This is a genomic window from Pseudomonas sp. LBUM1640, assembly GCF_059716225.1.
Window position 1 is genome coordinate 1,531,876 of record NZ_CP166816.1, and the last position, 12,451, is coordinate 1,544,326.

11 protein-coding genes are annotated in these 12,451 nt (G+C 59.1%); 6 read left to right on the top strand and 5 right to left on the bottom strand.

The genetic code is table 11. The features are described 5' to 3' along the window. Positions 1–5 precede the first annotated feature (5 nt). Positions 6–3,071: an efflux RND transporter permease subunit gene (locus ACA065_RS06855; RefSeq protein ID WP_497693860.1), complete on the top strand. Its 3,066-nt coding sequence runs from the start codon at positions 6–8 to the stop codon at positions 3,069–3,071. Positions 3,072–3,175: 104 nt separating this feature from the next. Here the strand turns inward: ACA065_RS06855 and ACA065_RS06860 are convergent, their stop codons facing one another. After that, positions 3,176–3,745, bottom strand: coding sequence for an Lrp/AsnC family transcriptional regulator (locus ACA065_RS06860; protein ID WP_497693861.1), 570 nt, complete (start codon positions 3,743–3,745; stop codon positions 3,176–3,178). A 51-nt stretch (positions 3,746–3,796) separates the two neighbouring features. Between ACA065_RS06860 and ACA065_RS06865 the strand changes: the two genes are divergently transcribed. From ACA065_RS06865 to ACA065_RS06880, 4 genes are read left to right on the top strand one after another with little or no spacing between them, the layout of a single operon-like run. Then, a complete protein-coding gene (locus tag ACA065_RS06865) occupies positions 3,797–4,561 on the top strand; it encodes a HalD/BesD family halogenase (protein ID WP_497693862.1) in 765 nt (254 codons plus the stop codon). 44 nt (positions 4,562–4,605) lie between these two features. Continuing rightward, positions 4,606–5,922, top strand: a complete 1,317-nt coding sequence (gene glyA / locus ACA065_RS06870) for a serine hydroxymethyltransferase (protein WP_497693863.1) — start codon at positions 4,606–4,608, stop codon at positions 5,920–5,922. A gap of 32 nt (positions 5,923–5,954) precedes the next feature. Beyond that, positions 5,955–6,572: a LysE family translocator gene (locus ACA065_RS06875; protein WP_497693864.1), complete on the top strand. Its 618-nt coding sequence runs from the start codon at positions 5,955–5,957 to the stop codon at positions 6,570–6,572. A gap of 49 nt (positions 6,573–6,621) precedes the next feature. Next, complete coding sequence (locus ACA065_RS06880; protein WP_497693865.1) at positions 6,622–7,215, top strand: LysE family translocator; 594 nt, start codon at positions 6,622–6,624, stop codon at positions 7,213–7,215. Positions 7,216–7,795: 580 nt separating this feature from the next. Here ACA065_RS06880 and ACA065_RS06885 read toward each other — a convergent pair. Genes ACA065_RS06885 through plsB form a run of 3 tightly spaced genes read right to left on the bottom strand, consistent with a single transcriptional unit; the run spans position 7,796 to position 11,496 of the window. Further along, the gene (locus tag ACA065_RS06885; RefSeq protein WP_497693866.1) at positions 7,796–8,485 is read right to left on the bottom strand and encodes a DUF4197 domain-containing protein; all 690 of its coding nucleotides are present in this window, start codon (positions 8,483–8,485) and stop codon (positions 7,796–7,798) included. Between the two features lie 26 nt (positions 8,486–8,511). Further along, entirely contained in the window at positions 8,512–8,913 is a 402-nt protein-coding gene (locus ACA065_RS06890; RefSeq protein WP_497693867.1) for a YbaY family lipoprotein, read from the bottom strand. A gap of 51 nt (positions 8,914–8,964) precedes the next feature. Continuing rightward, on the bottom strand, positions 8,965–11,496 hold the full coding sequence (plsB, locus tag ACA065_RS06895; protein ID WP_497693868.1) for a glycerol-3-phosphate 1-O-acyltransferase PlsB: 2,532 nt from the start codon (positions 11,494–11,496) through the stop codon (positions 8,965–8,967). A gap of 180 nt (positions 11,497–11,676) precedes the next feature. Between plsB and ACA065_RS06900 the strand changes: the two genes are divergently transcribed. Further along, a complete protein-coding gene (locus ACA065_RS06900) occupies positions 11,677–11,886 on the top strand; it encodes a cold-shock protein (protein WP_032891681.1) in 210 nt (69 codons plus the stop codon). A 145-nt stretch (positions 11,887–12,031) separates the two neighbouring features. On the opposite strand, the gene ACA065_RS06905 is transcribed toward ACA065_RS06900, so the two are convergent. After that, the gene (locus ACA065_RS06905) at positions 12,032–12,409 is read right to left on the bottom strand and encodes a hypothetical protein (protein WP_242154743.1); all 378 of its coding nucleotides are present in this window, start codon (positions 12,407–12,409) and stop codon (positions 12,032–12,034) included. Between the last annotated feature and the right edge of the window lie 42 nt (positions 12,410–12,451).

Genomic DNA, 12,451 nt, shown 5'->3' on the forward strand with positions numbered 1-12,451 from the left:
CCCCGATGGGTTTCAATCTTTCCGAATGGGCGCTGCGTAATCGCCAGATCGTACTGTTCCTGATGATCCTGCTGGCGGTGGTCGGCACGCTGTCCTACACCAAGTTGGGGCAAAGCGAAGACCCGCCGTTTACCTTCAAGGCCATGGTGATCAAAACCAACTGGCCGGGGGCCACGGCGCAGGAAGTCTCGCGCCAGGTCACCGAGCGGATCGAGAAAAAACTCATGGAGACCGGCGACTATGAGCGCATCGTCTCCTTCTCGCGGCCGGGTGAATCCCAGGTCACCTTCATGGCGCGCGATTCGATGCACTCGGCGCAGATTCCCGACTTGTGGTATCAGGTGCGCAAGAAGATCAGCGACATTCGCCAGACGTTGCCGCCGGATATCCAGGGGCCGTTTTTCAACGATGAGTTCGGCACCACCTTCGGCAATATCTACGCCTTGACCGGCGACGGCTTCGACTACGCGGTGCTCAAGGACTACGCCGATCGCATCCAGATTCAACTGCAACGCGTGCCGGATGTGGGCAAGGTCGAGCTGCTTGGCCTACAGGACGAGAAGATCTGGATCGAGCTGTCCAACCTCAAACTCGCCACCCTCGGCCTGCCGCTGGCGGCGGTGCAACAAGCGTTGCAGGAGCAGAACGCCGTCTCTACGGCCGGCTTCTTCGAAACCCCGACCGAGCGTGTACAGCTGCGGGTGTCGGGCAACTTCAAGACGGTGGAGGAGATCCGTAACTTCCCGATTCGCGTGGGTGACCGCACCTTGCGTATCGGCGACGTGGCCGACATCCATCGCGGCTTCAACGACCCACCGGCACCGCGCATGCGCTACATGGGCGCAGACGCCATCGGCCTGGCCGTGGCCATGCGTGACGGCGGCGACATTCTGGTATTGGGCAAGGCCCTCGAAGGCCAATTCGCACGCCTGCAAAAGAACCTTCCGGCAGGCATGGAGCTGCGCAAGGTGTCGGACCAACCGGCGGCGGTAAAAACCAGCGTCGGCGAATTCGTCCAGGTCCTCGCCGAGGCACTGGCCATCGTCCTGTTGGTGAGCTTCTTCTCCCTCGGTGTGCGCACCGGCATGGTCGTAGCCCTGGCGATTCCGCTGGTGCTGGCGATGACCTTTACCACCATGTATTACCTGGGCATCGGCCTGCACAAGATTTCCCTCGGCGCACTGGTGTTAGCCCTGGGTTTGCTGGTCGACGATGCGATCATCGCCGTGGAAATGATGGCGATCAAAATGGAGCAGGGCTACGACCGCCTCAAGGCCGCAAGCTTCGCCTGGACCAGCACCGCGTTCCCGATGCTCACCGGCACCTTGATTACCGCCGCAGGCTTCCTGCCAATTGCCACCGCGCAATCGAGCACCGGCGAATACACCCGCTCCATCTTCCAGGTAGTGACCATCGCCTTGCTGGCGTCCTGGGTGGCCGCCGTGGTGTTTGTGCCGTATCTGGGGGAAAAACTCCTGCCGGACTTGGCGAAAATTCATGCTGCCAAACATGGCACTGACGGGCCTGATCCCTACGGCACGCCTTTCTATCAGCGTGTCAGGCGTTTGGTCGAATGGTGTGTGCGTCGGCGCAAAACCGTGATCGTGCTGACGCTGCTGTTGTTTATCGGCTCGGTCGCGCTGTTTCGCTTTGTGCCGCAACAGTTCTTCCCAGCCTCGGGGCGACTGGAGTTGATGGTCGACCTCAAACTGGCTGAAGGCGCTTCCCTGAGCAACACCGCCGAACAGGTCAAACGCCTGGAAGCCTTGCTCAAGGAGCACGCCGGCATCGACAACTACGTGGCCTACGTCGGCACCGGTTCGCCACGCTTCTACCTGCCGTTGGACCAGCAACTGCCCGCCGCCAGCTTCGCGCAATTTGTGGTGCTGGCGAAGACCATCGAAGAGCGCGAAAGCCTGCGCACCTGGCTGATTGAAACCCTTAACGAACAGTTCCCCGAGCTGCGCTCGCGGGTCACGCGCCTGGAGAACGGTCCGCCTGTGGGTTACCCGGTGCAATTTCGTGTGACCGGCGAGCACATCGAAGAAGTCCGCGCCCTGGCGCGCAAAGTGGCGGCCAAGGTTCGCGAAAATACCCACGTGGTCAACGTGCACCTGGACTGGGAAGAGCCGAGCAAAATCGTCTACCTCAATATCGACCAGGACCGCGCCCGCGCGCTGGGTGTGAGCACCGCCAACCTGTCGAAATTCCTGCAGAGTTCACTCACCGGTTCCACCGTCAGCCAGTACCGCGAGGACAACGAGTTGATCGAGATCCTCCTGCGCGGCACCGTGCATGAGCGCAGCGAATTGTCGCTGTTGCCCAGCCTTGCAGTGCCGACGGATAACGGCAAAAGCGTCGCGCTGTCGCAGATCGCCACCCTCGAATATGGTTTCGAAGAGGGCATTATCTGGCACCGCAATCGCCTGCCGACCGTGACCGTGCGCGCCGATATCTATGGCAAGGAACAACCGGCGACCCTGGTCCAGCAAATCCTGCCGACCCTCGAAGGCGTGCGTGCCGAATTGCCGGATGGTTATCTGCTTGAAGTGGGCGGCACCGTCGAGGATTCCGCGCGTGGCCAGAACTCGGTCAAGGCCGGGGTGCCACTGTTTATCGTGGTGGTGCTGACGTTGCTGATGCTGCAACTGCGCAGTTTCTCACGCACGGCGATGGTGTTTCTGACCGCGCCGCTGGGCCTTATCGGCGTGACCTTGTTTCTGCTGGTGTTCCGCCAGCCGTTTGGCTTCGTCGCCATGCTGGGGACCATCGCCTTGTCGGGGATGATCATGCGTAACTCGGTAATCCTGGTGGACCAGATCGAACAAGACATCAAGGCCGGCCTGGCGCCGTGGCAAGCGATCATCGAAGCGACCGTGCGACGCTTCCGCCCGATTGTGCTGACAGCCCTGGCGGCGGTGCTGGCGATGATTCCACTGTCACGCAGCGTGTTCTTCGGGCCAATGGCCGTGGCGATCATGGGTGGGTTGATTGTGGCGACGGCGTTGACCTTATTGTTCCTGCCAGCGTTGTATGCGGCGTGGTTTCGCATCAAGAAGGACGCGCGATAGTTATAGAGGGAGGTATGAGGGCTTTGAGCTGAGGTTAGAGGGTGTGGGAAAAGCCTGAAATCCGATAACTGCTGTTAAAGCCTGAATATCTCCCACGTGGTTTATTAGAGTGCAGGTAATTTTTTATCAACGGTTTTAATAATTGAGGTGTTGGTGTCGGCCAAGGGCGTAATGCGTTGCAGTGTATGATCCAGATGGCTGACCGAGTGGGTATAGAGATGGCAGACGAAACTATCTTCTCCGGTTATTTTATAGCAAACAATACATTCGGCCATCTCTGACAATAGTTGTTCAACTTCCTGAAACTTTCCCGTCAGCGGTTTTACCCGCACCAGTGCCTGTAGCGAAAACCCCAGTGCCTGCGCATCCAACTCTACGCTGAAGCCGCTGATCACTCCCGCCACTTCCAGGCGTTTGAGGCGTTCGCTGCAGCCGGGCGCGGACAAACCCACCTGCCGGCCGAGTGCGCGGATGGACGCGCGGGCGTTCTGGTGCAGTGCAACAATCAACGCGCGATCAAGAGGGTCTAGTTTCTGATCGGTTTTTGTAAGCCTTTTCATTAGATGGACCTTACGAACATTGATGAAATAGCGTGAAAATCTTACATACCACAGTTCCAAGAAAAAAGAATGGATTTTTCCAGAATCCCTCCCTATTGTCTGGCGTGCAGTCATACGCAGTACTGTGCCGCTCTTTCAACTTGATCTATTTATCGAGGGATTGAAATGAACTACGTACTTGATGAGGCTCGCCTGCAACAGCACCACGTTAATAACTTTCCTGACGCGCACTTGTTTTCACTGCGACATGAATTTTCCCGCAACGGGTTTATAAAGTTGCGCGATATTGTCGATGATGGCCTGCGCGAAAAGATTACCGCTGAAGTCAATGGGCTGATTGACCGTCAACTTGAGCGCCGCGACCTGCATTTGGCAACCACCGACAATACGCCGCGCTACATGAGTGTGGTGCGCAGCGAGTTCATTGCTGAAAACAGTCCGCTGATCAGCACACTGTCAAAATCCGACGTACTGCTTGATACCTTGTCTGTGATCGCAGGTACTCGAATTGTCGCGTCCGTCTCCCAGGACGAGGAATACCTGATTACCAAGCAGGAGCGCAAAGGTGACACCCACGGTTGGCATTGGGGCGACTACAGTTTTGCGCTGATCTGGATTATCGAAACACCGCCGATTGCCAAGGGCGGAATGCTGCAATGTGTGCCTCACACCTCGTGGGATAAATCCAATCCCAGGATTCACGAGTTGCTGTGCAGCAACCCGATTGCGACCTATGGCTTCACGACGGGAGATATTTATTTCCTGCGCACGGACACCACGCTGCACCGCACGATTCCACTCAATGAAGATGCCACTCGGATCATCCTCAACATGACGTGGGCCGCGGAAAAAGATCTCACCCGAAACCTGCACGGCAATGACCGCTGGTGGGAAGACCAGCACGCCGAGGCTGCCAAAAGCCTGACGTAAAACAACTCTGTCCGGTTGGTTCATGAACTCACGGAATGCAGATCATGCACGATATTGAATGTCTCCAGCGCGCCAGTGCCTTGTTGAAACAGGCGCAATCACACGCGGCCATGGCCGATCTGGTCAGGGCGGCAGTCGTTCGCAATGAGCAATGGCGCGGGCAGCAGTGCATCAATCTCGTGGCCGCCGAGTCACCTACCAGCCCGTCCGTTCGCGCGTTGCTGTCCAGTGAAGTCGGCACGCGTGCATCGGGTGGGCACATCGGGCGGGACAACCGTTTTTTTTCCGGCATGAAGAATATCGACGAGCTGGAGTCGCTCTGTGTGGAACTGTTGAAGCTCACGTTGCGGGCCCAACACGCCGACCATCGATTGATGGGCGGTATGGCGGCTGTACTGGCGGCGTACACGGCGCTTGCTCGCCCCGAGGACAACGTGATGACCGTGCCGGTGATCAGGGGCGGTGATACCAGCAACCGCACCAACGGGCCGCCGGGTGTGCGTGGGCTCAAGGTGTGGGACATTCCGTTCGTGCACAAGACCGCGGACATCGACCTCACGCGTTTCAGCGAGATCGCCCAGACACTCAAGCCTGCCGTGATCGGGCTGGGCATGACGCTGACCCTGTTTCCGCTGCCGGTGGCGGACATCAAGGGCATTGTTTCACCGTGGGGTGGCAAGGTCTATTTCGACGCCGCCCACCAACTGGGCTTGATCAGCGCGGGGTTGTTTCAGGACCCCTTGGCAGAGGGCGCTGACCTGATGACAGGCTCTTCCGGAAAAACCTTCAGTGGCCCTCAAGGCGGTGTTATCGCCTGGAACGATGCGGCACTGACGCTGCCTGTGCACGAGGCCATTTTCCCCACCCTGACCGGCAGCCATCAGATCAACCGCGTGGCGGCTCTCGCCGTGGCGGCCACTGAAATGCTGGAGTACGGCCAACCCTACATGAAACAGGTGGTGAGCAACGCGCAGGCGTTGGCCAGGCACTTGGACCTGCGGGGCGTCAGCGTTTTCTATCGAGAGCAGGGCTATACCCGGACCCATCAGATCGTGATCGATTCCAAACCCTTTGCCAGCGGCCGCGCCGCGGTGCAGTGCCTGGAGGCGGCCAACATCATAACCAACGAAATGCCGCTGCCTTGGGACACGGACCCGTACCGGGAAACGGGAATTCGGCTAGGCACTGTGGAGGTCACACGGCTGGGTATGAAAGAGCCGGAAATGGCCTGGATCGCCGAGCAGATTGCCAAGGTGCTGTTGCACAAAGAGGACCCGATGGCCGTTGCCAATGGCGTGATCGATTTCATGAAAAACCACCGAACGCTCTATTACTGCCACGAAAATGGGCTGCCCCGTTAGTCGTTGCGAACTCCGCCGTAGAGGAAAATTGCATGCCCGATGCCCTGCTTGGCGTTTACCAGGCGACATTCACCTTTACCGTCGCCGCCATCGCTTTACTTGCCAGCCCGGGTCCCGCCACCCTGGCGCTGGCGGCGAGTGGGGCGGCGTATGGGATGCAGCGCTCGATTCAGTTTTTTGTCGGGATCACGCTGGGGTTGGTCGTTGCCATGGCATTCGTTGCCACGGGGCTCTATGTGGTTCTGCACAGTTTTCCGATGCTGGCCACGGCACTGACCGTCATCTCCATTGTTTATATTGTTTGGCTGGCCTATCGCATTGGCACTGCGCCACCCATCAACGATGAACAGTCCATGATCACGCCGGGCTGGGGCGCCGGGTTTGTGTTGGGCGCCGCGAACATCAAGGCGTATGCCGCGTTTGCGGCGTTGTTGGGCAGTTTTACCTTGGGCACGACGCCCGCCTGGGAGCAGGGCACAAAAGCCTTCATTTGCTTATTGGTGTGTGTGGTCTTCGACTTTTTGTGGCTGTTTGCGGGCAGCCGGATGCGCACGTTGTTCATCCATCCCACTTGGAGCCGACGACTTAACGTAAGCTTCGCGATTTTGATGATAGCCACGCTTGCCTGGTCATTCACGCTGACGCAGTAGCGCTATGGGTGCGAAGACAAATGATCAATTGCGGCCGAGGATAATCTTCATGTTTGGGACCGTTTCTGCACTGGTGTTGTTGCTGGTCGTGCCTGGGCCGACAAACACCCTGTTGATGCGCGCCGGGGTGCTGTTTGGCTTTGCAGCTTCATGGCGCATGGCATTTATCGAGTGCCTGGCTTATTTGCTTCAGGTGTCAGTTTGGGGGGCGGCATTGGTCTATCTGTCGGCCTGGTCGCCATGGGCGGTGAAGGCCACGCAGTTGGCGGCCGTTTGCTACTTGCTCAAGCTTTCCTACACGCTGTGGCAACGTAATAACAGCGCCGTCGAGTCGAGCAGCGACCGTTTTTCCGGCCTGTATTTCTTCTGGCTCACGGTGATGAACCCCAAAGGCCTGCTGATCGTTTCGTTTATCGCGCCGATCAACGCCTTTGCTTCGCTGCAAGGCTATGCCGGGTTCATGGTCACGCTCGCGCTGGTGGTGATACCGGTAGGGTCAGCCTGGATCGTGCTGGGCAGTCGTTTCGAAGGGGTTCGGAAGGCATGGCTGACGCCGTTGAAGATTAACCGCGCGACGTCCCTGGCGATCTGCTGTTTCGCCACGCTCATGATGGGGCGGTTGGCGGACTCGGTTATTCATTGATTAACATGGTGATGCAAAGCGGCTTCGGTTCAGCTGGAACGATAGGCTTTTTTTACTCCACTCAGATTTGCCTGATGGACAGGCGCAGGTTTCGGCTTCCTCTTTTGGCGGTCGTGCCTATTTCAATGAGTTTATGGAGTATTACATGTCGTTTTTAAATAGCATTGCTGCTTTCAAAGGTGCATTTCTAGGGACGCTGGTGGGCAACAAATTGCCTTGTAACGATATTGGGACCGCGAGGCCGCAGCGGCCGGTCTATGGGCAGAGCAGTCATTATCAGTCTTATTCAAACCAGCCCGCTGATTGTCATCCCCAGCCCGCCAGGCCGAGCTACGCTAAACCGCAACCGCAGACTTACCCGATCTGTGAGCCCGTTGATTGTCATTCCCACACCGCCCAGCCGGGCTACGCCAAACCACATCCACAACCCCAAACACAGCCTTACCCGATCTGTGAGCAGCCAGTGCCCTACAGGCCTTTGTGCCCGTTGTATCGTTGAGTCGCTAGGCTGCTAGCGTAAGACAGCTGCGCCCAGGCCTGTATGGGCCTGGGTGCAGTGAGTGGGGATGATTCTGAGGGGTTACAGCGCGCCAAACACCTTCTTCGCCAAGCTGGTGGCCGCTGCCGCCGGGTTCTTGCGAATGGTTTCTTCCTGCTGCGCGATCATCTTGAACAAGCCATCCAGCGCCTGTTCGGTCACGTAGCTTTCGACGTTGGCACTTTTGGCATCAACCGCGCCAAACGCTGCTGCCTTGCCGGCCAGGGCGTTGTACTGTTGGGCAACGCCGACCTTGTCGGTGGCGGCCTTGACGATCGGCAGGAACTTGGCCCGGATCTCTTCGCGGCTGCTTTTATTCAGGTATTGCGTCGCCGAGTCCTGGCCACCCGCAAGGATGCCCTTGGCGTCGGTCACGCTCATGTTTTTCACGGCATTGACCAGGATCGGCTGAGCCTGGGTCACGGCGGTTTCAGCCGCCTTATTCATGCTGGTTTCCAGCTGCGTGACCTGATCACCCATGCCGAACATTTTCAGTTTGTCAGCGACTTTGCCCAGCTTGCCGGGCAGGCCGATCTTCACTTCAGGGTTGTTGCTGAAACCACCGGGAACCCCCAGTTGTTTCACGGCGATCTGTGCGCCTTGGGTCAGTGCGTCCTTGAGGCCGCCGCTGGCGTCGCCCTGGGACAGGCTGCCAAGGTTCAGGGCCATGGCGTTGGCGCCGAGCAGGAGGCCGGCGCACAGGGCAGTGAGGCGAAGGGAGTTACGGAGCATGAGCGCTTCCTTTAAAAATGGAGTGATCAGTGTGCGACCGCATCAACCCGCAGGCGCAGCGGTTGTGGGTCTTGGCCGTTGAGCTGCACAGCGTGCCGTTCGGTGGTGATAAACAGTAGCTTGCCATCCAGCTCGATGCGAGCGCTCACCGAATAAGTGTGGCCGGGCTTGATCTGCGCCGGATCGTAGCTCAGGTGAAACGCCAGCGGCACCTGGCCTTTGACCGGGCCTTTCTGTTCGGCGAGGGTCACGGCCGGCGCGTCCATCAACGACACGTCCTGCAGGCTGACGCTCAAGGTGGCGGCGGGCGGCAGGGCGATACGTTGCAGGTAGAACACTTCGCCGTCGAGGCTGGCCTTGGGTGCGGGGGGCATGGATTGGCAGGCTCCGAGCAGGGCGGTCAGGCCCAGGAGGATGATCTTTTTCATGGTACAGCTCCTTTTCAACGGCGCCGGAATCCATCCGACGCCTTATTCAATCTAGCGGTTTTCTTCAGGGTTGACCGGCCCAGGTTCGAGCGGCGCTTCGACCGGCGTTTCGGCCGCGCCATCCACGCGGTGCAACGCCACTTGGCGGATCGACAGGCGAATATCGGCCGGCAGCACGCGCTTCGCCGCGCCTTCAGCCAGTTCACCCAGAAGGTCGTGATAACTCAACTTGCCTGCCTCATCGCGACGCAGCACATCTTGCTCCAGCAACGTCTGGATAAAATGTCGGAAAAGGCTCTTGTCGAAGAACTCCGGGGCGTTGAGGCCATGCAGGATCGACAGGCGCTGAGCCATGATCGTGCACAGGTCTTCCAGTTCTTCGGCGCTGATGCTGTTCTGGCCGCTGTTGAGCAGCAGTGAGATCGCCATGTAGAAGCGTTGCAGGGTCTGGGCGATGCTCTTGGACAGCAGCGTCAGCAGCACGAAGTGCCGTGAACTCGGGGCTGGGCGCAAGTACACATCATTCTCGAAGCGCAGCAGGCCTTGCTCGACGAACGCCGCAAGCCACTGGTCGACCACTGCGTCCAACTCGTCCAGCGACCAGCGGATAAACAGCTCCGATTGCAGGTACGGGTAAAGCGCGCGGGTGTAGCGCAGGATCTGTTCGCGGCTCATGCGCGAGCTGCTCTGGAAGAAGCTCGCCAACAATGCCGGCAGGGCGAAGATGTGCAGCACGTTGTTGCGGTAGTAGGTCATCAGGACAGCGTTCTGCTCGTCCAGGTACAAAATCTTACCCAGTGCGTCGCTCTGTTCCGATAGCAGGTCCATGTCCTTGACGTGTTTGATAAGCGCCAGGCCATCGCCTTCCGGCAAGGTGGTATGCGGCGAATACGGCACGCGGCGCAGCAGCGCCAGGTACAGGTCCAACTGGCGCGCCATGGCCTGTTCATCCAGGGCCAGGCGCGTGGTGGAGAGCAGCGCCAGGGCCACCAGGTTCACCGGGTTGACCGCGGCGGCTTCGTTCAGGTGGCGCGCCACCTGTTCGCCGAGGCGGTTGGTGGTTTCGTTGAGCCACGCAGGTTTGTAGTTCGGGCCCAGCTCCTGGGCGCGCCAGTCGGGTTGCTCGGCGTCAAGGAACTCGGCCAGTTTGATCGGCTCGCCGAAGTTGACCGCGACCTGGCCAAAGCGCTGCTTGAGCGCGCCGACCACTTTGAAAATATCGAAGATCGACTCTTTCTTCTTGCTCGCGCCACGCAGCTCGCCGAGGTAAGTACGGCCTTCCAGTACGCGTTCATAACCGATATACACCGGCACAAACACGATCGGCATGCGCGAGGAGCGCAGGAAACTGCGCAGGGTGATCGCCAGCATGCCGGTTTTCGGCTGCAGCATGCGCCCGGTGCGCGAGCGGCCGCCCTCGACGAAGTACTCCACCGGGAAGCCTTTGGTAAACAGGGTGTGCAGGTATTCGTTGAACACCGAGGTGTACAGCGGGTTGCCCTTGAAGGTGCGGCGCATGAAAAACGCCCCGCCCCGGCGCAGCAGGCTGCCGATCACCGGCATGTTCAGGTTGATGCCGGCGGCGATATGCGGCGGTGTCAGGCCGTTTTTGAACAGCAGGTAAGACAGCAACAGGTAGTCGATATGGCTGCGGTGACAAGGCACGTAGATCACCTCATAGCCTTGGGCAACCTTTTGCACACCTTCGATGTTATTCACTTTGATGCCGTCGTAAATCTTGTTCCAGAACCAGCTCAACACCACTTCCAGGAAGCGAATCGCGGTGTAGGTGTAGTCCGAGGCGATCTCGTTGCCATAGCGCAGGGCCTGGGCCTTGGCTTTTTCCGGGGAGATTTTTTCGCGCTCGGCCTCATCCAGGATGGCCTGGCGCACCAGCGGCATATTCACCAGACCTTTGACCAGATTGCGCCGGTGCGACAGGTCCGGGCCGATCACGGCAGTCTTCAGGTTACGAAAGTGCACCCGCAGGATGCGCTGGGCCATCCGCACGGTGCGTTCGTGACCTTTATTGTGCTCGATCAATTCACGCAGGTTGATAGGCGCGGAGAATTGCACGCGGGTCTTGCGACCCAGGATCAGGATGCTCAGCAAGCGGCGCAGGCGGCCGGTGACGGCCCAGCTGTCGGCAAACAGCAGTTTCCACGGGCTGGATTCGCTTTCAGGCGACTGCCCCCAGAACACGCTGACCGGAATGATTTGTGCATTCTCTTCGGCATGTTCGCTCAGGGTGTTGACCAGCCGGGTCAGGGTCGGCGGCGCGCCGCGCTTGTCCTGGCGGCCGAGCCAGTCGGGCTCCGGCGTGAGGTAGAAGAACGCGGCGGGTTCCAGCAATGGACCCACCGAGACTGGCAGCACCGGGCGCGGCAGGCCGGCCTTGGTGCACTCGGTATCGACCACGGCCAATTCGGTGAGGGAGGGCGATTGCAGGACGTAGAACACCGGCCGGCTGCGGTCGAGGTTAAGGGTTAGGGACGACTGGTTGATCGTCTCCGAGCGAACCCAGAGGTACAACAGTCGGCGCAAGGTGCCAAACACCAGACGGCGGAACGGGGAGCGGGTCATAGGCGTGCTGCTTCAAGTGGAAAAAACCGAGCAGGCGCTCGGGCGGGTAGTGTGCCGTATTCGCCGAAAATCGGCAAAAAAGCAGCGATGTAAACTTGAGTTGAACGTTTTTGAGCCTGTCTTATACTCGGCAGTTCAATGCGAGCGACTCAACAATAAAAGCATGTGGGAGCAAAACAGATGGCAACGCGCGAAACCGGCAATGTGAAGTGGTTCAACGATGCAAAAGGCTATGGCTTTATTCAGCGTGAAGACGGCAAGGATGTGTTTGTACACTACCGCGCCATTCGCGGTGATGGCCACCGCTCCCTGGCCGAGGGCCAGCAGGTGGAATACGCCGTGGTGACCGGCGAGAAGGGGTTGCAGGCGGAGGATGTGGTGGGGTTGTAAGGCAGACCACCTCCTGCCTTGATAACCCAATCAACTGTGGGAGCTGGCTTGCCTGCGATGCAGACACCTCGGTCTATCAGACAGACCACAGTGATGCCATCGCAGGCAAGCCAGCTCCCACATTGATTGGGTTTGCAGGTTTAAATCAGGCGGTTTTCCAGGTGATCTCTTCTTCACCGTCCACGCTGATGCGCATCCAGCGGTCAGCGCTTTCCTCACCTTCCTCCTCAACCCACGTGCCCGGTGCGCAGCGCACTTCGACGTTCAGCGCGGCAAACGCAGCGCGGGCGCAGGCGATGTCATCGTCCCACGGGGTCTGGTCGCTTTCCAGGTACAGGCTGTTCCACTTGCCGACGGCTTTTGGCAGCCAGGTGACCGGCACGCTGCCGGCCTTGCACTTGTAGGTCTGGCCTTTCTGGACCCAGTCGGTGCACGGGCCCAGGGCGGCGCCCAGCCAGGCGGCGATGGCCTTGTGGTCGACGTCGGCGTCCTTCAGGTAAATCTCGATATCAGGTTGGCGCATGGATGTTCCTCGTTGCGGGATTCGAAAATCCATTCGCGGATG